The organism is Thalassomonas actiniarum (assembly GCF_000948975.2).
GTDB classification, from domain to species: Bacteria; Pseudomonadota; Gammaproteobacteria; order Enterobacterales; family Alteromonadaceae; genus Thalassomonas; species Thalassomonas actiniarum.
In genome coordinates this window covers 5,755,901-5,779,472 of record NZ_CP059735.1, presented here as the reverse complement: position 1 = coordinate 5,779,472, position 23,572 = coordinate 5,755,901, and the positions used below count along the sequence as shown (strand labels likewise).

Sequence of the window (23,572 nt, the reverse complement as noted above, 5' to 3'; positions counted from 1 at the left end):
GCGTGGAATTTTTTCCTGTTGTAAATCAAGTTCTTACTTTGATTTTTGTAAGGTTGCGCTTTGCCGGAGAGGGAGAGTAAAGCGCAATAAAGTTAATTTTGAAGTGTATTTTTAGTCTTTTTTACTGTGATAACAGCTGTTTTTCCGGTAGGGACAGGGTAAAACAAGCCCCTGATAAGGAAGGTGACTTTTCTGCACAAATGTTGCCTTCGTGCCAGTCCATCACCTTGGCGCTAATGGCCAGGCCGAGGCCAAAGTGTCCCTGCTCCCGCGAGCGGTTTTGCTCGAGTTTGACAAAAGGAGAAAAAATCGTCTCAAGCTTATCTTCTGGTATGCCGACACCGTCATCTTCCACCGTGATAACAATTCTGTGATCTTTTTGTTTTAAGGTCAGCAAGACCTCGGTTGCGGCATATTGAAAGGCATTGCCTACCAGGTTTTGTATCGCCCGGTAACACCAGTGAAAGTCGAGCTGGCAATAAATTTCCTGCTCCGGCAGCCGGGCAGTAAGCTTAATATTATGCTGCTCCGCCAGCGACTGGCTGTCTTCGATAAGCGCATTAAGCAAAGCCTTAACCTTAACCGAGGTGATTTTTAAATGCAGGCCGTGGCGCTCCAGTCCGGCGAATTCTAAAAAGGCCGCGGTCATGTCTTCCATCCGGGTAAGCTCGTTGTCCATGCGGTTAAGGTAAATATCCTTTTTCTCGGTATTGGTGGTGTCCAGCGCGGCATCCACCCCAAAGCGCAGGCAGGCCATAGGGGTGCGGATATCATGGGATAAGCTGCTGGCAAGCATTTTATTGTCGGCGATCAGGGTTTCTATTTGTGTTGCCATGCGGTTAAAGCTGTTTTCCAGCATGGTAATGTAGGAGAAGCGGCTTTTCGGCACCCTGACGGTTAAATCTCCCTTACCGAATTTGGCGGCAGCGGCATTGAGCAGGTAAATGCGCCGGGTTAACGGCAATGACCATAAAATCAATACCCCGCAAACCCCGACGTATAAGGCCAGCGTCAGGAATAGATCCAGTTTCTGGTTGTGGATAGGCTCAGGCGGCAGGTTCAGTTGCAGGATTTGCTGGGGATCGCTGTCGATGCTTTTTAATAAATAAGCCCCGGATTCCGATGCCAGCAATAAACCGCCGTTTTGGGATAACTTACTGCTTAAGGTGCGCGGCAGGGCAATATTGTCGGCATTTTTCAGGGAGAGATCCATCTGGAAAAATTGCCGGAATTTATCGGCCTCTTTCGAAATATCTTGCTTGGGTAACTGGTTAAGTTGCTGGCTTAAGCCTTCGATCAGCTGTTTATAAAAGACGATTTCCTGGCTGTCTTCGGACACCGAGTGGTCGGCAACCAGCTTGTCCAGGCCCCAGCCGATAAAAAACAAGGAGCCAAAAACGGTCACAATAATACTGGCGTAAAGACTTTTCATGACTCGGCTGGGTTATTGTCCTGCCAGGCATCGGCGACAAACAGGTAACCTTTACCCCAGATGGTTTTAAACTTTTTCGGCTTTTGCGGATCATCGTGAAAAACTTTCCTTAAGCTGGAAAGCATGACATCAAAGCGGCGATCCAGGCCGTCATATTCCCGGCCTTTAAGGGCCTTGAATACCGTATCCCGGTCGATAACTTCCCCGGCATGGCTGGCTAAAAACCATAAAAAGGCAAACAAATTGGTGGAGAGTTCTATTTCTTCCCCCTGATAGATCACCCGCTTGGCGTCCTGGTAAATCACCAGGTCGCCATGAACCAGTTTATTGCTGGGTTCGGTTTCCACCACCCGGGTTCTTAATGCGCTTTTAATGCGGGCCAGCAAAGCCCTGGGGCGTACCGGTTTGATCACATAATCATTGGCGCCGGCTTCGAGGCCGATAACTTCATCGAACTCGTCGGCGCGTGCCGTCAGCATAATAATGGGGATGGCAGATTTTTCCCGGATCAGCCGGCACACTTCGATGCCGTTCAGGCCGGGTAACATCACATCAAGCAAGACCAGGTCTGCCGGGAAGTCTGTCAGTGCCGCCATTACCTGATCGCCACGTTCAACATGCTTTACCTGAAATTCCTGCTCCAGCAAATATTCGCTGATCCAGGAAGCCAGGCTGACATCGTCTTCTACCAATAATATCTTTATATTCTCTGTCATCTTTTTGTCCGTTAACTAAGCCGCTTTTGATCAAGCCTCTGCTAACACTGCTGCTTAAAGCACTATCTGTTAAAATATGCGCCAGCGTCGCTTTCTCGGGGCCGCTTTGTGCACCCAGCTGACATCGACACTGGTTTCCGCCACGACATGGTTTTTTCCCTGTTCGATTAACTGAAAAACCACTTTTTTGTCTGACTCAAATTCAAAACTGGTTAAATTTCCCCGGCTGTTTTTCCAGCAGCGCACCGGCTGTTTACTGTCTTTAAGATAAATACAAAAATCACCGGCCCCCGTGCTTTGCCAGTTTAATGATAGCTGGGCAAAACAGGTACGCCCCTGGTGCAGGGCGACACAAGTTGCCGGTTGCACCGATAATACCGGTAGTGTCTGTGTGCTTGCATTGACACTGTTTGCCGTATTTGTATCGTCTTTCGTCTTCACCGGGCTGCCCGGTGCCGGTAAAGTCTTTACTTTACTTACCTGCGCGGCCATCACCGGGGACTGCCAGGCACTAAGCAGGGCAAAGGCCAGGACAGTTGTGGCCCGTTTAAAATACATACAGTACCCCCAACATGATTTGGGTGGTACCGGTTCTGTCAACCAGCGGGCTGTCGGTAAAGCTGTCGGAATAAAAGCTTTGGGTGACCGCACCGTTAAACGACCAGCTTTTCGAGATCGGGTACTGCACCACAACTTCTAGCTGGGCGCGAAAGCCGCCATCTGCCTGGTACAAGGCCCGGGCGCTGGTGACTTCATCTTTATCTACCCCGTAAAAATAATCCACTATGCTGCTGGAGTAGTAGGTCAGTACGCCGCCATAATAAATATCCCAGTTACGGTAGGGGATAAAATAACTGTAAAACCCTTCGATTAACCAGCCGCTTTCCTCACCTTCCATGCTTAACCGGGCCAAATCCAGCGAATACATCTGGTCTTCGTTAAAACGGGAATAACGAAAAGCGACCCCATGGCCAGGCAGCCGGTCATCGAGCCCTTCCAAGGTCGGAATATTCTTGTCTTTTTTGTCTATCAGTTCACTGGGTTCAAAGCCGCCGATATAGTTTTTAAAGATGATATCCAGTTCTTGCTTATCATTAGCTTCTATCCGGTAACCGAACTCGGCGCCATGGGAGGTACCATCTAACAAACCATCGGCGCGGCGATGATTTGACTGAATAAAAAAACCTTTATAAGAAACATCCAACAGCAAAGCCAGGTTGAGATAATCTAAGGCGTCTTGCTGGTCAACCCCTTCGAGTAAGCTTGGATCATAAACCGCAGAAAGGCCTATCATGGCCTGCCAGCTAAACTCGCTTTCTTCCTGCTCCTCCTCTGTTACCGTTTCAGGAGTTGGGTCAGGGTTTGAACTTTCCCCGGCGTAACAAACAGGCGTTGCCAAAAAGAGTAAAAATAAGGTAGCGAATAGCTTTCTGCTGAGCATTTGTGCAAAACCTTTGTTATCAGTTCATTTGCTGTTTTCAATGGCCTCAAAATATTCTGTTTGATGAGGCGACAGGCCGGTTTATATCGTCGGCACTTGAAAATAAAATCAATGAACTTTTATGTGCTAATAATTCCACACATGTTAACAAATAGCGCTTACTTTGGGCAGAGTGCTCCTTTAGTTAATTTGTTTATAAATTGTAAGAAACTGAGTTTGTTAAGCTTGCTGTTTCTGTTATGACGGCATCAACTTCTCACCCGGCTATAACTTTGCAACAGCGATTTTAGCTTTTGGTCTTGTTGGTTATGGCCGGTTGCGGACATTTATAGGCATTGCCGAATAAGGTGGAATTATAAGCGCCGCCAAAACCGCCGAGGTTGATGCTTTGGTTCTGCTGTTCAAGGACCACATAGTTGGCGCCCATTCCTGCCGCCTGGTTTCTGAGTTCGTTGCGCGCCCCTAAGATCAGATCTTCATCCGAGGTAAAAGTGGCGGTTAACAAGTTACCTTGGGTACCCCTGACTTCGCCGAGGAACTGGCAGTTTTCAGCCGCCTTGTGGCTGGTGAGTAAAATAAGCTCGCTGCCTGAATTTTGCGGTTTGGCGGAGCAGCCTGCCAGCAGTGCGACAGTAACAGCTAAAGGCAAGTGGCTAAGCAGAGTTTTCATTTCTTTCTCCTGGTTGTTTGCACCCGGGTATGTAGAATATCGGGTGGGGTTTAATCGTTAAGCACAGGAGTATTCTAGGTACTTAGCTGTGTTCAATTCAGTGAAGGAATTGAGGGAAAAGCGTTGGAAACTGTAAAAGTCTGTAAGGGCAGGGCAGTATTTTTAACGCTTGGTCGCATTAGTTACGGCATATTTCATTTCGTCAATTTCTACAGAGTTCAGCATTTACCATAAGGTCTTTTTATTGGGTATTCACTTATTATTTGATGATGAAAACCAAAAGTTAACATTTTTGATACTTTTTTGTTTTGGTGTGTTTACTCTAATTTTTAATTAGTCTACACTCGCCGCCCAGAATTATCAGGTTCTACACGGAATGTTGTACTGACTCCCCTTCTTTTCATAAAGAGCCAAGGCTTTCGGCATTCTCTCCAATAAAAAATAATGGATTTAATTTATTAATGAAAACCGTAAAATTACTTTTAATCGTTGCTTTAATGCAAGTTAACTTTTCCTTCGATAATAATGAATTTCGTTTCGTCCTAACTACAGTGTATGCTGATTGTGGGGATACCACAGAAGGTTGCGTCTCAAGTGAACCAGGTAATGATGCTTTAGAGCGCTGGGATGGGGGCACTGGAGGAGCCGGGGCAGTACTCGGTGGCTCTGGTGGTACAGGTAGTGCTGGTGGTGGCGATGGTAGTGCGGGCGGCGCTGCTGGTACGTCAAGCGGTAGTACACCATCAACTCCTAAAGAAGGTGAAGAGAAAGAAGAAGAAAAGGAAGAAGAGACGGAGAAAAATGAAGCCGATAGAAAAGAGATATGTATGATTGAAGCCAATGGTGAGTTTGCGCAGTGTCAGAATACTGCAACCTACGAAGCTAAAACTACATATAATGAATGCAAACAAAGCGCTGCAGCATCTAATGTAGCATCAAGTGTCGTGGGAGCTGGGGAGGTTACCGATGTAATTTACAGTTGTACTCAGAAACATGATAATAGGTATTTTACACTAAATTCTCTTTGTATTGAGGCTCAAACAAATGCTTTGAAAGGTTGTGTTTAGTCACAAATTGAAATCGAACTTTTTTATTGTGAATTACTTTAGGGATAGCTAAATATGAAGGTTAAGTTTTACTCTATTATCATGTTACTCCTTTTGGTTGCGGTTTATTTTTTTAGATATGATGGAATACAAGAGCATATATCTAATGAAAATAGGCAGCAAGTCATCCAGGAGCCTGAGACAAGCAATACCTCGTCTTTAATTAAGCGAAGTGTGGTTGGAGATCAAACTCAAGTTATACCTAATCAGTGTAATGATTTGATTGAATTATTAGAGCCTCAAGTGAATTGGTATCAAAAAAAGCAATTGATCCAGGACTTGTTGGTGCAGTTAGATGAAAGCAATGTCAGTCGTAAAGTTATTGACCAGGTGTTAATTGATGCAGGGATTGGTATCTCTAGAGGACATAGGTTTTTACGGGGAGATGATCTGAAGAATGTGACTTCCCTTGTAGGGGAAGATACTGGTTTTATTAATTTTGAGCAGAGAAAATTAATCGCCGAGTTGTTACAGGATTCTGATGTAGAAAAGTTATTATCTCTGTATATAAATGGTCATATTCCTCAGGATAAAATGATCTTATTGGGTCAAAAGTTATACTCCCCAGTGCAGCTTTTTCTAACGATATTAAAAAAGCAACCAGATGAGGATATAGAAGCTGAAGCTATAATAGCCATTAATGAATTAATGGCGGTTAAAGTACCTGTTTATTTTTCAGATTTGATTGAATCCACGACTAAAGGATTTTCAGTCGTAATATTACAATTGTTGAATGATCATTACGTTGGGGATACTAATCAAGTTTTTTATTATCAGGAAAATATTCATACTTTAGCGACTTTAGCGGCGCAAAGTGAAATAGTTGAGAGTGCCGGTTATTGGCTTGCTGAGGGAGTAACCCCCTCACCTTTAAAATACCGTGAAAATGCTTTGGATTATGTTGCTAAAATTAACGATGCTCCGTTATTAGAGTCGTTTGTTAGTTTGTTGCTTAAATATGGCATTATTCCTAACAAGAAAAATACTTCACTGCTAATAAAGCAAAAATTATCAGGGGAGTATCTACAATCTCATCCTGAAGTAATCGCAAAGTTTGATTATCAAAGCCTGTCAAAACACGAGAAAGATATAAGAGATGAGGCGGTCAGTAATATCTTTAGTAAGGCTATAGCAGGTTTAAAGGATGATGGTGCTTGCTTGTCTTCATTTAAATTGAAGAAAAAGTTTGTTGGAAATATTTTCTCATTGGAAGATAAAGAAAAAAGTGAGCAAGAACTTTTAGCTGTTAATTTTGATTCATCTAAATTTGAGCAACAATTACAGCTTTTACGTCAAAAGGAGTTGGAAAAATATGAAGTTGATAAAAGTAGTGAAAAGAGCAATGAATTAATAGCTACTCCAAAACAGCAGAAGACTACTAAGCGGGTTGCTCAATTACTCAAACAAGGAGACTGGCAAACTGCTTTGGCTGAACGATTAGAATATGTTGAACTGAGTGAGCAAGAGCAACTGAATGTCAGTTTTGTATTTGCATTATTGGCAAATGCTGATTCTCAGCAGTTGATAACGTTAATTGAACAAGGAGCTGAAATAAACCCTAACTTATTCGCTACAATAATTGATAAATGTGACTTAGAAGTGCTGCAATCACTTTATCGACATGGTTATGACTTTCATTTTGTTGACTCGATGGGCAACAATGCCATAACTGCTGCGGTTGGGGGGAAAAAGTTGAATAGTCTTAATTTTCTTCTCAATATTGGGGTTACCCCTGATCCTGCTACAGGTTTGAATGCTCCACTCAGCAAAGCTATCAGTGAGTTATATTTTTATCCTGAAGATATTCGTTATGTTGATGCTTTAGTTAACGGCGGAGCAACTATTACTGATTTTCATAAGCAATATGTGGCCTCTTTTGCTAAAAAGAAGAAAGAGTTATATACAAAATTAGTGACTTTATATCCGCAGTTGAAAATTTAATCTTTCCGGGGAACCAAGTTGTTCCCCATTTTTTGGCAATAAGAGTACACTATTTTATTTTTGAGCTATTGATTGAATAGGAGAAAGGTGTTTTTAAAGCCTATTGTCTGGGTTTTATTACCTGTTGCAATAAGGCGTTGATAATATCCCATGGCTACTGATAGGCAAGCACCGTTTCTATATCAGGCTTAATTCTTCTATCGGTTTGAACCCCGTATGAGTTTTGCTGATAATTTTCGGATGGGCGGGTGAAAGTGACAAAGAGTTCTCGCTTTTTCGAGTTGAATTAGAGTACTGCCCCGATCGAGAGTATAATATTAAGGTAAATTAATGAGAAAAAAAGCGATTGTTGCTCTTGCTTTCGGGACTGCTTTTTATCTGGCTCAGCTTGATACTGAGAGCAATTCTGTAATAGCAGAGTCTTCTGTCGTTGAAAAGCGTCACCAACAAAGTGATAAGTATGCCCCTGAGCCGCTGCCTCAAACGAATAGTCAGGCAAAAGCAATCCTGATAAATAATACCAGTCCCGAGTTAAGCCCTAAAAAAATCCCTTATGAAGGTGACTGGTGTATCGGGGGCATAGATTTAACGGAAGCTGATTTTTTATTTGCTAATCAAGAATCAGCGGACTGGGATAGAGAAAGAGGCCGAATTCACTTTAATACACAAGACCTTTATGGTAACTATAGCGACCGGCCAGGCGCTGATTTAATAGAGCCTTATCGCGAAATGAGCAAAGAAAATTTACTGGCGCAAGTTGACAGTAATGATCGATATGCAATGATTGCTGCGGTGCAAAGGTATGATTTAAGTTTAGATACGATTATCGAAATAGCGCGTAAACTGGTTATATTTGGTGATACCTCCCTTGGGCTATTATCGCTTTATTCTATTGAACAGTCTGCGGCAAGATCTGAATATAGTAAAAAACAAAGGGTGACTGCTAAGGTAAAACGGCATATGAAAGAGGCTTTAATGTATGTGTTTTATGGTGTGAGCCGTTATGATACTTCACTTTTAGCTAATTATCTTATGAGCCTTGAGCGCGATGAGCCATTTAACAGCACGTTAAAGCCCTATAATGTGCTCTCTCCCCAAGATTTTGATGATGTTAAACATGAGGTAAAAGTATTTTCTCAGATGTTAGATAAACGGCGAGAACAATATAATTTAGTGCCTATCGGCGAGATAGATGTTCCCAAGATAGCAACACATGATTTCCAATCAAGCTTGGGTACGCTTTATTTAGATCATGGTAAAGATTTGGATAAGTTGCAGTCTTTAAATGCAGATACAGGACCTAATATTAAGCGCTCTGCGTGCGTAACCAGACATTTCAAATTATTTGGCAAATATCACTAATCGTGAGTAACCTTCGGATGGGGGGCAAAATGTCAAAGCTCTCTCGCTTTTTCGAGCGGTATCTGGACACAGCTCCGACCGAGAGCATAGTCGGAGGATGATTATTTATGGCCTTTTTCAGGAAAATGTTGCTTTAACAATTTCATTAAATTACGTTTGGCCTTGTATGCCTGCCTTATTTCATCAACCAGGATTATAAATTTGCTATCCCAGCGACTGCTCTTGGACAAACCTTGTTTTAATTCTGTTAGCGTATCCACTGTCCGCTGGTATGCTTCATTATTGGTTTGTTGCGGATAAAGCATAACAAGCCGTTGGTAAAAGCCGAAGGCTAAGCTGGCATCCGTTGGCATGATTTTCCCGGCAATGAGCTTTAGCTGTTCGCTATCGGTTTCATTATTGATGGCATAACTTGCCGCTTTTTCTATTTGATTGTTTTTTATGTAAAAGTCAACCAAGCTATAGCCGGGGGCATGCCAATGGCTATGTTGTTTGTCGGTGCTGTTTTTGAGTAGCATGGATTCTGTCTGTTGGTAACATGCAGCAGTGTCTTCACCGGCTTGTTCGGTCAATTTCAATAGCTTTTGATAATCCTCAAAAAACTCTGTTTTAGTGAATATTTCCCATTGAATTTTTAGTGCCGCTAAAGGTTGTTTTCTGGCTTCCAGTAACTTTATTGTTAATCGTTTTATTGCGATAACATGGCGAAAGTTATCCGGATGCTGCAGGGCTTTGTTAAGCCATAATTGTGCTTCTTCTATATTTTCTTGAGTCAGGTTCAGCTCGGCAAGTTCAATAAAGTCACGAACACGTACAGCAACTTTTGTTTTTAATGTGATCTCCCTGGGGAGGTTTTCTTCGGCTTTTGCCTGTGCCAATAAGATATAAAGCAACCTGTTATATGGCCTTTGTTGGTCATAACCGGCGTCAATCGCCAACTCAGGCAAGGCATCCCATGCCTTTTGAATAGCCTGATAAAATAGTGTGTTGACCTCAGGTGTAGCGCTGTCGAGAAAGTCTCCCGGAATTTCGGGATAAACCATATAATCATCTTCATTTAAAAGCGCCTGGAGTAAAAACTGCGACTTTTTATCGGCTGCCCATGGCAGGCGCTTAAACAGTGTGGTCAGCTGTTCATTGATCTGCTCTTCCAGGCTGTAACGGTAGCCTCCTGAATCATCCAGGCGTTCCAATACTTTATTTAACCGCTGAGACATATACTGGCAAAGGGAAAAGGCATCTTCACTCTTGAGTGTAGCGAAGATGTCAAAAATGGCCTCAAGTGTCGTTTCGGCTCTGACAAAGTAGTTGCGAACTTTGCTGTACTCCCAGATGCTGCGATACGGCAGGGCCTGGGTGATTTGTTTTTTCAGTTGCCTGGTATCGATAGCGCCTGCAGCATTGTCGGCCTTTAACTGCCATTTGCGGGTAAGTAAATCATCATCGGCTATCAGCTGAAATAAGGCCTCTTTTGTTTCCTGCTCAGACAATTGATTGATATAGGCTTTGATACGCTCAAGGGGAGCACCATTTTGAAGGCGATTCTGCTCGGTTTGTCTCTCCTGATAAGCCAGGGCCGTGGCGACACAATGTTTACAAAAGTCAAAGTTTTCAGAAGCCGGGCAATTACAACTGCCGTCTAATACCTTATCGGTTATTTGCAGGGTTACTTGGTAAGTCTCTGTGCCTTCGACTTTAGCCAGGATATGATTTGATTTTTCCCTAACAGATAATACAGCCCCGCTTTGATATACCTTGACACCTCTTTGGTAGGCGCCTTCTCCTGCGAGACGAATGAGTATTGATTTATCTATATCCATAGTTATTGCTCTATCTGAAATCAAGCAGCGATGACAGCTTGATTTGTGTGTTTTTTTATCAAGGAGCAATAATAGCAAACGAAATCATGTATTAACCTCTTTCAATGGGCTAAATAATCAATATCTTCGTTGCGCTCAGTGCCAATAGGTGTGCTGCTCGGCAAACGTCGCTAATAACCAAGGTTAATGTCGGGAGCAATCTTGCGCTTTGCCTGCAAAGATTCAGATGCTTAGCTTTAGCCTGGAACGATAAAGCGGTGAGCTTGACTTTTTATCCTCATTGCACCTTGGTCACTGCTTTATTACGTTTGTTATTACAGCACAATCAAAACCCGCCCCTGCCCTTGAGGATTAATAATAGTGCCGGATACCTGCCGTGACCCGCTGTCGCCCGGTGAATGAACCCGGTAAAAATACCTTGCTCTCGTCAATTATCATCCTGATGTGCCGTCAAAAATACAGCCAAACACTGTGGATATATATAGTATTTTGTACTATACCTTTAGGGGGCAAATAACATTTTACCAACAAGCAGTGGAGGTGTTTTTTACTTACTCATCAAACGTTTAAAAAGCGCTTGAAAGAGCTTAAAAAGAGTTAACAACAAGTAAAGGTGAACCGGAAAAATACCGGTGAACCGTTAAGCGCTGCCCCTGAGTGTAGACGCACTCAGAAGCAGCTAACCACAACAGATATACGAGGTATCCATCATGGCTAATCCTAATGATATGCCAGAGTTTCACTCGGTTAAAGTTTCTTTAACAGAAAATATACCTACCCCCCGACATCCGTCAGTCAATCATGTAACTGAAACAAGTGCAGCTAAAACCACCGCCGCTAAAAAAAGTGCAGTGCACGCAATCCCTTTTGGCAATTGCGGTTTTTCCAGCTTTTGTCTCTGTTTAACCATCAAGGGAGGGCGCTGTCATGTCTGATTTAGTGTCAATAAGCCAAGAGGTTTTGCTTGAATATGAAGCCAAAAGAAGCAAGCTTGCGGGCGAAAGTCTCGACCTCTGTGACGACTTTGGCAAATTCAGTGAGGAGTGCGCCTTTCTCTTTGATGCTTTCGCTGCGGTTGCCCGTGAGCCTGAATGTATCACCCCGGACACCATTGAAGGTATCAGACATATTAATTTTTGGCTTAAATATCAGGTTATCGGCTATCGGGAGAAAATAGACAATATCCACGCGGGTTTGCGCGCTCTCAAGCTTAAACCGCAAGAGTAACGGAGGAAAAATGGCGGGTGAGTTACCGCTAACCCAAGTCAGGGCCAGGTGAAAACTCACCCTATTTAAAATCAGGAGCTGATGCCCTGGCGGCTACTACCCCTTGAATATGAGATGCGCTTTTACGCTTGAACTTTGGTGTTGATAACCTTAGTCAGCGGACATAGGATACTGGCATGGACAACTACATCATAGTAAGTAGCTGATTGCGGGGGGTGAGTTATCAATGAATTTGCATGGCCAATGTTATCAATGTGCTCTACACATCTTTAAAATAGCATTAAGTCGTTAGCTTTTTATTAAGCTTTTGAGTTTTTCAACGGTCATGGCCGGTGTTTCGGTATGTAGCATGGCGTGGCAGTTAGGGCAAACCGGGATTAAATCTTTTATTGGATTAACCTGGTAGCTTTCTCTGATACTGGCTAAATCGATTTTATGGTGAACATGAATAAAACCTTTGCCAATGTTGCCGTAGACTTTTTCAAAGTCGGTTTTACAGACCTGACAACAAGCTCCGTAATGAGCAATACAAGCAGCTCTTGCCCTACTATTGCGTTCATAGGCATTTACCGTAACCTGTTTTATCGCGCCTTCAGGAAAGTTGGCCTTATGAATCACCTCGTCAGTAACTTCATTGGCAAATGGAGGTGCAGGTATTAATAAGGCTAATTTGCTCTGATATTCGGCCAGTAGCTTTCTTATTTCTTTGTGTTTTACTTTGGATTTAGACCAGCGATATTGCAGGTGTAATGTTATAGAGTGCAATACTTTTTCAAAATCACTAATTGATAAATCCTGATAAAATTTTGCCAAAAATACTTGATAAGATAATGCGCTCATCGCTCGCTTGTATACCTTGCCTGCTTTTAAGGCGGCAAAATTGCGCATGTAATTGGTTGATGAGGTTTCGTTCATATTTAACGAACCTACCAATGTTTCCAGTACTTGGTTTAACGGTAATTTATTTGCGGAAAACAAATTACCAAGTTCATATACTGTTGCTAACTGAGCTGCTGTTATTTCTTTTCCCATAAAATAACCTTAAGGTTCTAAATCCAGTTCATGAACCACATCAGCCAGGTAACCTGAAGATTTGTAAGGGAGTACATACTGGATCACCGCAGCACTAAATTCTGATTTTCTGCTACAGGCGTTAATCAGCTCACTTTTAGCATTGGCGATACCATTGATATCTTCCTGGTCAAGGTCTTCCTCTGAAACCCTGGAGACAAGTTTGAGAAGGTTTATATGAGATGTGACCGTTTTAATTGCTTTCAGGCGGCCTTTAACGATTGTGTCATTATCTAAATTGAGCCTGGTTCTGCTTATTTTTACTTTTTTAAAGCCTGCCTCATCATCAAGTTCAGATACGCTAGAGGTAACTAATCCGCTGTCTGTTTCAAAAGTCAGTAGCTTGACATCATCCAGGCTGCAAGGGTCGAGAATTTGCCGGTAGTCATAATCGCAATCACTGGCTTCAGACCAGGCGCGTTTGCTCTCATCAACGATAGGAAAATAATCGACTTTACCGCCGTCATCACGGCTGCGGTTGGCATAAATACATGAGTAACGGTAATTTTCTATATCAAAGGCTTTCCACCAATAGCCGGGATGCTGACAATCCCCTTGCATCACTATTTGGCCGGCATCATTTTTTACCCGCCCTTTGGGGGCAAAATGGTCAACGTCAAAGTCAGTGCCGTATTGAGGGACTTCGGTATACCAGCATTTAAGGCCGAACTCTTTAACAAACGAGCGCTTTAAAGAGCTCCATTTATTACCAATCTTCTTTATTTCAGCAATAGGATCGTCGGCTGCTTTCACTTGTTCAGCCCATTTTTCGGCATTTTTATCCCAGGTTTTAGTTTTGCATTGGGCAAATTTTGACTTATCAACGTATCTCATCGGGCGATACCTTCATGTCCTTGAGGATATTCTTGATCATTTGTTTACGCGCCTCGACCGAAGCAACTTCTTGCCCATATTCCAGGTATTTACTGCGGGCAATTAAAAACTGGCGATAATCTTCATCCGGGTGGATATAACCGTAGCCAAGCTGCTCTAACTGCGTGTTTAACTCATTTAACCTTTCGGGATCGTTTTCTTCAACAACCAGCTTTTTACGCTCTCTGATCAGTGCTTGGGTTTCATTGTCCAGAGTGGTTAACAGGCCGAACATATCGCTTGTCAGGATGCCGTTAACATTCATGCCCCGAGGTGATTTGTCTGGTGTCGATACGGAAACCTGCTGGGTATTTTCATCACGCTTGACCACCTGAATTTGTTCTTTTTCAAGTTCGGCAATGGAAAGTGGGTGATGGGTGGTCATTACAATATGACTTCTAAACTCATCAGGGACAAAGATATCTAAAAATCTATGGTATTTTGCCGCCCAATTGGGGTTCAAATGGGTGTCGGGTTCGTCCAGTAAAAATAACGCATCTTGTTTGGCGGTGAACTGTAATAGGCCCACGATAGTTAATAACTGCTGTTCGCCTTCACTGAGTTGGGTAAATTCAACATTTTGATGGGACTTGGTTTGTTTTACTTCAACCTTTACCCGCTCCAGAATACCCGACAAATAGCTGGCTTCTAAAAATTTAAAAAACACATCCGGACGCATGTTTTTGGTAAATAAGTCCAGTTGCTTTTTATGGGGTAAAAAATAGCTCACCACAGTCCTGTTTTTAACGCGTTTGCTCAGCTGGCCGGGGATGGGCTCTTGCGTTTCTATCGGGCCGATGCAGTGTTGTTTGATTAACTCTAAAAACTCGCGTATTGCGCCGCTTGCTCCCCAAAAGTCTGTTGCATCGTTACTGCCCCAATCCGGCTTTTTTAAGACAAAAGTGGCTGATTCAAAGCTGGAGATACAAAGTTCTTTTTCTAAAAACCTCAATGCCTTGGGAAAGCCCCGGGCGGCAAATAAAGCCAGCAGGGCAAACTGACTGTGAAAAGGTTTGGCATAAAAAAACGGCCGGATATTGTCGCGAAAGTCGGCACCGTCTTGAATAACATCAAGATAAAAGGTTTTACGAGCCTGATAAAACAATGACTCTAAACGGTCGCTGGGGCCTGAATAATAGGCAAAGACATTGCGGGGTAAAAAACGCGATAAACCGGCTCTATCACGTTTTACTTTAGTGATGGCAACAGGTAACCATTTTGTTGCCGGTTTGCCATTTAAATATTCCTGATACTGTATTTGGTACTGGGCTTTAGTATCGGTAATGTCTTTATCGGCGGAAATATCCAGCCAGGTTTCCACGTCGCCTTCGCCAATTTTATATTTTAACTGGTAAGAAAATCGCGGCGGCAAGCCTGACTCCAGCTGTTTAAAAATATGCACCAGCGCTTCAATGATATTGGATTTACCGGTGCCGTTTTGGCCAACGATCACCGTGCGCCCCTGGCTTGTCGAAAACTTTATTTCGATACCGTTAATATTTTTAAAGGGCGAGGTAATTTTTAAATATTGTAGTTTCATTGTTTTAGCACAAATCCTGTTATGCCGTTAATGGTTTGCTCTTCAATTTTATTCTCTGCCAGTAAGTTAGCTATTTCAGTAAATACCTGGGTCAAGGAAAGTTCATTGGCGAGCTGTTCAAAAATATTTTGTGCGGTTAGGCCGGTTTTTTCAGCGAGCATTTTTTCAATGATATGAGAATCTGTGGCTAAAGTTTTAGCTGTTGTTTTAGGTTGTGTTGTACTCGCTGATGCTTTTTTTGTTGTACTTTTCTTAGCTGATTTTTTTTTCTTCTTTTGAGCTGCCTGCTGTTCACGTTCGAGTTTTATTTTTTCTAACAGGGCTGAGGCGCTATTATCACCGCTGATTAACTCAGGGTTAGCTGCACGCCAGTCTTTGGTCAGCTCACCGCTAAAGGCTTTTGTAAGAATGGATTGAGTCAAGTTGTTAACCCGTGTTTGTGCGGCGTTAATTTGTGCTTCAACCTTATTGGCAAAGGTAAATAGCTCTTCGACACGGTGAACTATTTCGCTTTGTTCTTCCACTGAAGGGAGCGGTAAAACAAATGCACCAAGTTTTTGTGCGTTGATGTTTGATTGACTAACTCCATCTGATTTTACTTGCCTGCAATATTCCTTACCATAAGAGCTATTTAATGAATAGTTTAGATATTCAGGTAGTAATAATTCTGAGCAGCGTGCTTTTATTAGATACCCTGCATATATAGCCTCTTTTTCACCTGAATAAATAGCTGTTTTACCTACAAGTTCTGGGCTGTTTGTTCTGTTGAATAAAACATCCCCACTTTTTAGGGAGTACTTAGTTATTTCGTTTTTATCTGATGTATATACTAAATTGCTCCAATCAAGCTTACCTTCCTGTAAGTTTCCCATTCTTAGTACAGGAATTTCACCTTCAGTCTTTGATTTGGCTGATGTACCATAACTAAATGGTTCACATAGTTTAGCTATATTACAATGGACCCAATTGATCGGCGTTTCAAAGTCCAATGCTAAAGGCTTTTCAGGCTCATTAAATATTTTTGATAGCTTAGTCCGAAGAGCTTTACTTTTTGAATTCTCTATTGTTTCATCTGCATGTTTTTGAATATTTTCTTTGATGTTAGGGTAATTCTTTACTTTATTTCGCCACCCTTTAGTTAACTTTCCACTAATTGCGGAGGCAAGTACGGATTGGCGAAAGGATTTTAAGAGAGCCGGAATGACATCGAGACGGCCTTTAATACTTTCCACCTGTGCTAGTAGTTCATCTAGTTTATCGGCTATGATTTTTTGTTCAGCTAGAGGGGGGAGTGGGAATACATATCCTTGCACATCAGTGGATTTAGCGGCTGGATATAAAGCTCCTTGTACAACACCTGAAATGCTATCAATGAAATCCTTCGATCTAGTTAAAGAAAAAATGTAGCGACTTTCTATGCCAAAGGGTTTTATGACTTCAAACCCAGTTGATGCTATCTGCTTATCATATTGAGCAGTTACCAGTGCAACTGCATTCAAATTAGGCCTGGTCAAAGATACTAGGATGTCACCTTTATTTATTACTTTACGTGCCCTACTTGGCGCTCCTTCACCTTTAATTTCTTGAGGTGTATTAATTCTTTTTAAATCACGATTAATGCTACCAATATCTACATATGTGAATAGTTCATCTGATTCTGGTCTTCTTTGTGCACCTTTAATTGAAACATCGGATATCTGTGCCGATCTCCATCCTTTTGGTAATTTCTGGCTCATCCTTTCACCTCAGAGCCCAAAGCTTTGACTAACGCTTCCAAGTCCTTCAGAGCGCCTTTAAGCTCGGTCATCGCCTCTTCGGCTAGTTCTTCCGGGGTACCAAGGTCTGCGGCATCAATGCTGTCTTTATCTTTCAACCAGCTGATATCCAGTGAATCGCCTTTAGTATTACGAATATAATCACGGGTAAATACCCGCCAACGGCTGTGGGCTAAGTGTTCATCTATATCTTGGTTGGATGCAGATTTTTCAATTTCCACCTGCTCGGCATTAAAACTCCATTCTCCTTCGGTGCGTGAGCTTTGGCCGTTAGCATCTTCGCCATACACGCTTTCAAACGGGGCTAAGTGCTTTGCACCAAATGGGCTACGTTTACCAAAACTTGGCATGTTGGTACGTAAGTCATAAACCCAGGTATTCTCAGTGCAGTTTTCTTCTTGTAATTTTCCTTTTTTGCCGCCTTTCGCTGAACCTTTAGTGAAAAATAGAACATTGGTTTTCACCCCGGCGGCGTAAAAGATACCTGTGGGTAAACGTAAAATAGTATGCAAGTTGCACTTGTTCATTAAATCGCGGCGTATGTCGGTGCCGACGCCAGCTTCAAATAATACATTATCGGGTAATACTACGGCAGCGCGGCCACCGGGTTTTAAGTTACGGTAAATATGCTGTAAAAAAGCCAGTTGTTTATTGCTGGTAGGGTAGGTTAAGTCATCCCGGGTAATGGAGGCATCACCGCCTTTGCTGGTGCCGAACGGCGGGTTTGCCAGGATAATATCGGCCGGTTTTAACTTTTTACCGGCATCGCCTAAAGCGTTACCTAAATGTACAACTCCTTCGTCGTCGCCTTCCATGCCGTGCAATAAACAGTTCATCAGTGCCAGGCGGCGGGTGCTTGGGACGAGTTCAACCCCGACAAAGGCGTGGTTGATTTGAAACTTGGACTCTTCTTGTGACAAATCGATATAGTCATCGGTTTGTGCTCTTAAATAGCTGTCTGCGGCAATTAAGAAGCCGCCGGTACCTGCTGCCGGGTCTTGGATCACTTCACCTAACTCTGGCTTGATACAGCGGACCATAGAATCGATTAATTCGCGGGGGGTAAAGTATTGACCTGCGCCTGATTTTGTTTCGTTGGCATTTTTTTCCAGTAACCCTTCGTATAAGTCCCCCAGGCCATCTTTTTGTGCGCTGAACCAGTCTATGCTGTCTAATGATTCTATCAATTGTTTTAAATGGCGCGGTTCGCGCAAACGGGTTTGGGCGTCGGCATAGATGGCTAGAATTAACGGGTCGGTGACCACGACTTTTTCTATGGTTTTTTCCGGATCATCAGGGTCTGTTTCCCGGCGTTTACCAGTGGAAAGCGCCAGTAAAATGTTTTTGTAATCGTTAAGCAGGTTTAAACCGTCTTTTTCGCTTAAGTCTGTCCAGCGGCAGCCAGCAGGTAAGGTATGTTTATTGAGTAATCCTGCTTCGGTATTTTCGTGTACCATTTTAATAAATAACAAGAGTACTAACTCGGTGACGTAATCTGAGTAGTTAATGCCGTCGTCGCGTAATACGTCACACAAATTCCAGAGTTTTTGTACGATATCGTTGTTGCTCATTGCTTTTCCTAAAATAGTTTTTGCTTAATTGTTTGTGTGCTGCCTGCTGTAGTACAGCTGCTATGGTGCAGTGATTAAAGCCTATTGACGCTCGGTAAATAACTGCAGTAATGACTGATTGATGTAAAAGTTACTGCGTCCTACTTTCTCTTTTTGTAACAGGCCAATATCTACCAGTTGTTCCAGGTATTTGGTGGCCGTTAACCGGGTTACCCCGAGGTCATTCATCATAAATTCAATTTTGGTATAAGGGTGATTAAACAAATTGTTTAATAATTCCTGGCGGTAAATCTTGGGTAACTGCTCGCGTATTTGTTGTTTAAAATGTTGCATTAATGCTTTTATTTTTTTGATCAAAGTAATAGTGACCTGGGCGGTTTGTGCTATGCCTTCCAGCATGTATATCAGCCAGGGTTCCCATTGGCCGCTGTCACGCACAGCCTGTAAATTTTGATAATAATCTGTTTTGGTTTGGATCAAATATCCGCTTAAATATAATACCGGCAAGTCTAATAAGCCCTGTGCTACTAAATAGAGCATATTGATGATGCGGCCGGTACGGCCGTTGCCGTCATAAAACGGGTGTATGCTTTCAAACTGATGGTGAATAATGGCCATTTTTACCAGGGGATCGGCACTACATAGAGCATCGTCATTAATATATTGCACTAAGTTATCCATCAAGCTTTCTATTTCTTGCGGATGTTGCGGCGGGGTGTAAATAACTTCACCGGTTTGGGCGTTTTTTAGCTCGGTACCGGGTAATTTTCGAAAACCGGCCCTGTTGTTTTCAAGTGTGTTTTGTATGGTGAGAATATCGGCTAAACGAATAAGCTTGCTGTCGCGTACCAAGCCAAAGCCGGTACGTAAGGCTATGGCATAATCCTGCACTTCTTTGGTTGCCGGGTTTACTGTTGCTTCGTTATAGAGTTCGGCTTTGAATAATTCATCATGGGTGGTGATAATGTTTTCGATTGCCGAGCTGTGTTTGGCTTCTTGCAGGGTGAGGGTGCTGATCAGAATAGCCTCATTGGGAATTGTTTCGGCCACTCCTTTTAATTCTGCCAAATAGCGATGCGCTTGGGCGGTTTTTTTCAGCACCTTACGGGTTTCCCAAGATTCGATATCAGCAAACGGTAAGGCTGCAATTTTAAAGCTCATTTATCACTCTTTTTATTGTCGGCAGGGCATGGATAAAACTTGGGGTATTCTATCTGTTGGCGGGCGATATGTATAGAAAAATGAGTTTTCTATACATATCATAACAATATGTATAGAAAAATACGTTTTGTATATATTTAAGGGCCAATAGGTATACAAAAATACATTTTGTATACCTTTCGCTTGTGGGGCTTAAGGCATGTGCAAGTCAGCAGCTAAGCTGATATTGGGTTTACTGCTATAGCCACAGCTGCCCGGCTATTAACTGGCTACCCATAAGAAGTCGCTTAGCTCTTCAATAACGGTATTGAGTTGGTTGGTTAATATTTTATCTAGCTGTTTAGCACCGCCTTGCTGGGCGAAGCGCTGGTTCACAAAGTCTTTGTCTATTATCACTTCAAAGGTCAGCTGTTTGGCCAGGCGCTCCAGCCATTTTCGCTGTATTGGTGACCAGCTGTGTTGCTGATAAAGCTTTTGCATGGCCTGTTGTACCCTTTGTTCAAAAGGTAACAGTGCTTCCCCTAATGCTGCCTGACGGATATAACCGATAATACTGGCGGCAATATCCTGATTGGTACTGCTGCGCCAGGCACTTTGTAAATGGGCCTCGCTGAAACCGGCATTGTCGAGCATTAATTTTACTTCTTTGAGCTGTGCCCGGGTAAGGTCTTTCGGGCGTGAAACCACTACGGAAAGTGCCGCTGACTGGTTGATGTTCTCTTTGATAAATTCATTAAAACTGAGCAGGTAATCAGCGGGTTTTTCATGGGCGCCATAAGATTGTTCGCGGCTAACAAACTTATCTTTACCCTGGTAAATAATTGGCATAGCATCTGAGCCCGCTAAAAATCGTACTTCTGACAGTTGTTTGAGTATGCCGCTATGTTGATGCAGGAATGCTGCTGCAGCTTGAGGGCCTATGGTGTGCAGATGTTGGTGGAGCTTGTTGGCTGTGATGCCCCAAACACCTTCTAATTGGTGTAATTTTTCTTTGAGTTCAGGTTTGTTCTCGGCTTTTTTGGCTGCTTTGCGCATTACCCGCATCACTTTTTGGCTGAGTTGCGCTAATACATCATGGGCATGGCTGGTATCGGCTTTTTCGCCCGGTGTGGCTAAGGCTTTGGTTAAATGCTCGGGATCGGTTAATTCTTCCACCAGTTGATCCAGGGTAATGTTGGGATCTTTGCTGATGGGTTTCATAGTATTGAGATCTTCAAGTGCGTGATAAATATCTACCGGGTCGTAAATTTTAAACGCGGTTTTACCTATTTCATCACAACGACGAGTGGCACGACCGAGCATTTGTTCATATAAAATACGTGATTTTACCCGGCGTAAAAATACTAAATGGTTAATTTCGGGTACGTCAATGCCTGTAGTGAGCAGGTCAACGGTAATGGCGATATTGGGAAAACGCTCATTTTTATATTGGCGAATAAGTTGTTCAACCTTATCACTTTCACCGGTGATTTTAGCCACCGCAGCTTGTTTATATTCGTCGCCGTACAAGTTTTTAAAGGCTTTATCCAGGGCGCTTTTGACCATGTCGGCATGTATGTCGCGGGTACAAAAAATAAGGGTTTTTTCTTCGCCAAACGGATCTAGTTCTTGTACCAGTTGTTCACAGATAACTTTGTTAAATTCAGGGGTGATAACCTTGCGGTTAAAGGCGTCGACATCAAATTTTACTTCATCTTCAAGTTCTGCGCTTTCTACTTCACCGGTTTGGGTATTAATAGCAGATACCGTTTCCCCTTTCTCAAAGGTAATGCCATGTTGACTGAGCAGGGTTTGGTAACGTATTGGCGGTTCGTGATCTATTAACCAGTCTTCTGCAACGGCTTCTCGGTAACTGTAGGTATAAATGGGCTTGCCGAAAATATTACTGGTGTGTTTTGCCGGTGTGGCGGTTAAGCCTATTTTTACGGCATCAAAATAGTCTAATACTCGGCAGTAGGCAGATAAGTATTGGCTGCTGTCCCGGTTGGTTATTTCACCTTCGGTCATCTCCTGATCAAGTACATAGCCCCGGTGGGCTTCATCAACAATAATACAGTCAAATTCGTCTATCGGTGGTGGCGTATCCGATTTGTATATTCGCATCACCATGGCCTGTACCGTCGCTACTTGCACCCGGGTTTCGGCTTCGCTTTTCATATCACCGAGGTCGGCAATATTGTAAATAGAAGATAAGGTTTTATTCTGTTCCAGTTTGGCTTCGTCAAAGGCATCTTTGGCCTGAGTGCCTAAGGCAGTTCTGTCGACTAAGAACAGGATGCGTTTGAAACGCTCTGCTTTTAAAAAGCGGTACATCAGGCCTATGATGGTTCTGGTTTTACCCGTACCTGTTGCCATGGCTAACAGGCATTTGCTGTTATTATTCTCTAATGCGGTTTCAACGGCTGCTATGGCTTTTTGTTGGTAGTTACGCAACCCCAAATAATTGAAGCCTTCTTGTTGTAACAGCTTCTCTGCTTCGTCTTTATCTCGTTTGAGCTTATCCAGCAAACCCGCAGGAGAGTGAAACTGCTCTAGCGGTTTTGCTATATTGGCCGGTTTGCGCACGTCCCGAAACCAGGTGCCTGAATGTTCTTTACTTTGTTTAACAAAGGGGCGGCCATTACAGGAGTAGACAAATGGCACCATGTAATGTCCGCTATCCTCATCGGGCCAGGCAATTGTTTGTCCGCTAACTTCCCAGGCATTTGTCATTAATTGCGTCACTTTAAAGCCTTTAGCGTACCGCTCTGCCTGAGGGATTTTACCTGCTACATTGGTGTTGGCTTTTTTGGCTTCAACCACGGCAATGGGAATTAAGCCGTTAAACAGTACGTAGTCAGCCCTGCCTTTTTTACCATTTAGCTCGGTTGGCCACTCAGCGATTGCTTTATGGGTGTTTTTTTCTGGTCTTGTGCCATTGGCCCAGGTTAGTTCTTGGGTATCAACCGTCCAGCCAGCTTCTTCTAATTGTTGGTCGATAAGAATGCGTGTTAGTTCTTCATTTAACTCAAAATTGTGGCTTGCTTTTTTGGTTTTTTTACTGACTTGTTTTCGAGCTTTTTCAACTTCTTTATCTTTTTGTTTTAACTGGGTTTGTAATTCTTTTAACCTTTGCTCGAATGCGGTTTGTTGTTGCTTAATTAACGCATCGTGTTGTTTTACTTGTTCGGCGAGGGTGCGTGCCTCAACATCCATTTGTTCGGCGAGTACGGCATATTCTTCTTTTTCTTGTGCCAGTAATAAGGCTAAATTTTGATTGGTTTCAAGTTGTTCATTGTTTTCAGTTAATTGGTTTTGTAACGTCTGGATTTTTGTTTGTAATGTTCGAAGTTGCAGGCTGGGATCTTCAGGCAGTATAAATGCCCCGGGTTTAAATGCCTGAGTTAAATTTGCAAATGAGCGGTGAAACCAAATTGCTAATTCCCTGGCTAACTTTAAACCGTCAAGTGCTTCTTTATGTTTGGTTTTAAATTTGTGGGTGGCTTTATTGCCTTCTATTCTCAGGGAGTGGAAAAGTTGCCGGATAACCGGCTCAAAGCTGATTTCTTTATTTATTTTATACAGCAAATTAGCTTGAGTTGTGTTGTCGTCAAATTCTATTCCGACTCGTGATGCTATATCTTGTGCTAATGCTTCGGCTAGCTGACGAAGTTTAATTAATGTGGTGTTGGGGTCACTGGTAAAAGCACGTTCAGCTGCATTGGCTAAATCAAAGAATATGGGGTCATGTTGCTTTAGAAAGCCAAAATTTGATTCATTGATAATACCTAAAGTCATCATTCCCTCGTAACATTTACTTCTTTTTTATCGATTGATAATAACTGTTTACGATTTGATAATCACGAGTTTAGTCACAGGGCTTGCAT

General features: G+C 42.7%; 18 protein-coding genes. 5 read left to right on the top strand and 13 right to left on the bottom strand.

What is annotated here, in order from left to right:
- Nucleotides 1–121: 121 nt before the first annotated feature.
- The 5 genes from SG35_RS25195 to SG35_RS25175 form a co-directional block, all read right to left on the bottom strand.
- A complete protein-coding gene (locus tag SG35_RS25195; protein WP_044835891.1) occupies nucleotides 122–1,432 on the bottom strand; it encodes an ATP-binding protein in 1,311 nt (436 codons plus the stop codon).
- Nucleotides 1,429–2,148, bottom strand: coding sequence for a response regulator (locus SG35_RS25190; protein WP_044835892.1), 720 nt, complete (start codon nucleotides 2,146–2,148; stop codon nucleotides 1,429–1,431). Before SG35_RS25190 ends, SG35_RS25195 begins: the two co-directional genes overlap by 4 nt.
- A 69-nt stretch (nucleotides 2,149–2,217) precedes the next feature.
- Nucleotides 2,218–2,706 (bottom strand): DUF3019 domain-containing protein, encoded by a 489-nt coding sequence (locus SG35_RS25185; RefSeq protein ID WP_053043431.1) that lies wholly within the window; start codon nucleotides 2,704–2,706, stop codon nucleotides 2,218–2,220.
- Nucleotides 2,696–3,589 (bottom strand): MipA/OmpV family protein, encoded by an 894-nt coding sequence (locus tag SG35_RS25180; RefSeq protein WP_053043432.1) that lies wholly within the window; start codon nucleotides 3,587–3,589, stop codon nucleotides 2,696–2,698. Before SG35_RS25180 ends, SG35_RS25185 begins: the two co-directional genes overlap by 11 nt.
- A gap of 286 nt (nucleotides 3,590–3,875) precedes the next feature.
- Nucleotides 3,876–4,259, bottom strand: a complete 384-nt coding sequence (locus SG35_RS25175; RefSeq protein ID WP_044835893.1) for a DUF4156 domain-containing protein — start codon at nucleotides 4,257–4,259, stop codon at nucleotides 3,876–3,878.
- 461 nt (nucleotides 4,260–4,720) lie between these two features.
- On the opposite strand from SG35_RS25175, the gene SG35_RS25170 reads away from it, so the two are divergent.
- From SG35_RS25170 to SG35_RS25160, 3 genes are all read left to right on the top strand, one after another.
- On the top strand, nucleotides 4,721–5,326 hold the full coding sequence (locus SG35_RS25170) for a hypothetical protein (protein WP_044835894.1): 606 nt from the start codon (nucleotides 4,721–4,723) through the stop codon (nucleotides 5,324–5,326).
- Nucleotides 5,327–5,380: 54 nt separating this feature from the next.
- Nucleotides 5,381–7,306 carry a hypothetical protein gene (locus SG35_RS25165; protein ID WP_044835895.1) on the top strand — a complete coding sequence of 642 codons (1,926 nt, stop codon included), beginning with the start codon at nucleotides 5,381–5,383 and terminating at the stop codon, nucleotides 7,304–7,306.
- A 330-nt stretch (nucleotides 7,307–7,636) separates the two neighbouring features.
- Complete coding sequence (locus SG35_RS25160) at nucleotides 7,637–8,668, top strand: hypothetical protein (RefSeq protein ID WP_044835896.1); 1,032 nt, start codon at nucleotides 7,637–7,639, stop codon at nucleotides 8,666–8,668.
- Between the two features lie 101 nt (nucleotides 8,669–8,769).
- Here SG35_RS25160 and SG35_RS25155 read toward each other — a convergent pair whose 3' ends face one another.
- Nucleotides 8,770–10,488 (bottom strand): SWIM zinc finger family protein, encoded by a 1,719-nt coding sequence (locus SG35_RS25155; protein WP_044835897.1) that lies wholly within the window; start codon nucleotides 10,486–10,488, stop codon nucleotides 8,770–8,772.
- Between the two features lie 710 nt (nucleotides 10,489–11,198).
- Between SG35_RS25155 and SG35_RS25150 the strand changes: the two genes are divergently transcribed.
- Together SG35_RS25150 and SG35_RS25145 are read left to right on the top strand one after the other, a co-directional pair.
- Nucleotides 11,199–11,423, top strand: a complete 225-nt coding sequence (locus SG35_RS25150; protein WP_152646823.1) for a hypothetical protein — start codon at nucleotides 11,199–11,201, stop codon at nucleotides 11,421–11,423.
- The gene (locus tag SG35_RS25145) at nucleotides 11,416–11,715 is read left to right on the top strand and encodes a hypothetical protein (RefSeq protein ID WP_044835898.1); all 300 of its coding nucleotides are present in this window, start codon (nucleotides 11,416–11,418) and stop codon (nucleotides 11,713–11,715) included. Before SG35_RS25150 ends, SG35_RS25145 begins: the two co-directional genes overlap by 8 nt.
- Nucleotides 11,716–12,003: 288 nt before the next feature.
- Here the strand turns inward: SG35_RS25145 and SG35_RS25140 are convergent, their stop codons facing one another.
- From SG35_RS25140 to hsdR, 7 genes are all read right to left on the bottom strand, one after another.
- Nucleotides 12,004–12,747, bottom strand: coding sequence for an HNH endonuclease (locus SG35_RS25140; protein ID WP_044835899.1), 744 nt, complete (start codon nucleotides 12,745–12,747; stop codon nucleotides 12,004–12,006).
- 9 nt (nucleotides 12,748–12,756) lie between these two features.
- Nucleotides 12,757–13,620 carry a hypothetical protein gene (locus SG35_RS25135; RefSeq protein ID WP_053043433.1) on the bottom strand — a complete coding sequence of 288 codons (864 nt, stop codon included), beginning with the start codon at nucleotides 13,618–13,620 and terminating at the stop codon, nucleotides 12,757–12,759.
- Entirely contained in the window at nucleotides 13,607–15,199 is a 1,593-nt protein-coding gene (locus SG35_RS25130) for an AAA family ATPase (protein ID WP_044835900.1), read from the bottom strand. Before SG35_RS25130 ends, SG35_RS25135 begins: the two co-directional genes overlap by 14 nt.
- Complete coding sequence (locus SG35_RS25125) at nucleotides 15,196–16,935, bottom strand: restriction endonuclease subunit S (protein WP_053043434.1); 1,740 nt, start codon at nucleotides 16,933–16,935, stop codon at nucleotides 15,196–15,198. The genes SG35_RS25130 and SG35_RS25125 overlap by 4 nt, the downstream gene beginning before the upstream one ends.
- A complete protein-coding gene (locus SG35_RS25120) occupies nucleotides 16,932–18,545 on the bottom strand; it encodes a class I SAM-dependent DNA methyltransferase (protein WP_044835901.1) in 1,614 nt (537 codons plus the stop codon). Before SG35_RS25120 ends, SG35_RS25125 begins: the two co-directional genes overlap by 4 nt.
- Nucleotides 18,546–18,626: 81 nt before the next feature.
- Nucleotides 18,627–19,706 (bottom strand): Fic family protein, encoded by a 1,080-nt coding sequence (locus SG35_RS25115; protein WP_044835902.1) that lies wholly within the window; start codon nucleotides 19,704–19,706, stop codon nucleotides 18,627–18,629.
- A gap of 261 nt (nucleotides 19,707–19,967) precedes the next feature.
- Nucleotides 19,968–23,483 (bottom strand): type I restriction-modification system endonuclease, encoded by a 3,516-nt coding sequence (hsdR, locus tag SG35_RS25110; RefSeq protein ID WP_044835949.1) that lies wholly within the window; start codon nucleotides 23,481–23,483, stop codon nucleotides 19,968–19,970.
- Nucleotides 23,484–23,572: the final 89 nt, after the last annotated feature.

Coding starts and splice junctions, on each gene's coding strand:
- SG35_RS25195 (WP_044835891.1), bottom strand. CDS start 1,432: ATGAAAAGTCTTTACGCCAGTATTATTGTGACCGTTTTTGGCTCCTTG.
- SG35_RS25190 (WP_044835892.1), bottom strand. CDS start 2,148: ATGACAGAGAATATAAAGATATTATTGGTAGAAGACGATGTCAGCCTG.
- SG35_RS25185 (WP_053043431.1), bottom strand. CDS start 2,706: ATGTATTTTAAACGGGCCACAACTGTCCTGGCCTTTGCCCTGCTTAGT.
- SG35_RS25180 (WP_053043432.1), bottom strand. CDS start 3,589: ATGCTCAGCAGAAAGCTATTCGCTACCTTATTTTTACTCTTTTTGGCA.
- SG35_RS25175 (WP_044835893.1), bottom strand. CDS start 4,259: ATGAAAACTCTGCTTAGCCACTTGCCTTTAGCTGTTACTGTCGCACTG.
- SG35_RS25170 (WP_044835894.1), top strand. CDS start 4,721: ATGAAAACCGTAAAATTACTTTTAATCGTTGCTTTAATGCAAGTTAAC.
- SG35_RS25165 (WP_044835895.1), top strand. CDS start 5,381: ATGAAGGTTAAGTTTTACTCTATTATCATGTTACTCCTTTTGGTTGCG.
- SG35_RS25160 (WP_044835896.1), top strand. CDS start 7,637: ATGAGAAAAAAAGCGATTGTTGCTCTTGCTTTCGGGACTGCTTTTTAT.
- SG35_RS25155 (WP_044835897.1), bottom strand. CDS start 10,488: ATGGATATAGATAAATCAATACTCATTCGTCTCGCAGGAGAAGGCGCC.
- SG35_RS25150 (WP_152646823.1), top strand. CDS start 11,199: ATGGCTAATCCTAATGATATGCCAGAGTTTCACTCGGTTAAAGTTTCT.
- SG35_RS25145 (WP_044835898.1), top strand. CDS start 11,416: ATGTCTGATTTAGTGTCAATAAGCCAAGAGGTTTTGCTTGAATATGAA.
- SG35_RS25140 (WP_044835899.1), bottom strand. CDS start 12,747: ATGGGAAAAGAAATAACAGCAGCTCAGTTAGCAACAGTATATGAACTT.
- SG35_RS25135 (WP_053043433.1), bottom strand. CDS start 13,620: ATGAGATACGTTGATAAGTCAAAATTTGCCCAATGCAAAACTAAAACC.
- SG35_RS25130 (WP_044835900.1), bottom strand. CDS start 15,199: ATGAAACTACAATATTTAAAAATTACCTCGCCCTTTAAAAATATTAAC.
- SG35_RS25125 (WP_053043434.1), bottom strand. CDS start 16,935: ATGAGCCAGAAATTACCAAAAGGATGGAGATCGGCACAGATATCCGAT.
- SG35_RS25120 (WP_044835901.1), bottom strand. CDS start 18,545: ATGAGCAACAACGATATCGTACAAAAACTCTGGAATTTGTGTGACGTA.
- SG35_RS25115 (WP_044835902.1), bottom strand. CDS start 19,706: ATGAGCTTTAAAATTGCAGCCTTACCGTTTGCTGATATCGAATCTTGG.
- hsdR (WP_044835949.1), bottom strand. CDS start 23,483: ATGACTTTAGGTATTATCAATGAATCAAATTTTGGCTTTCTAAAGCAA.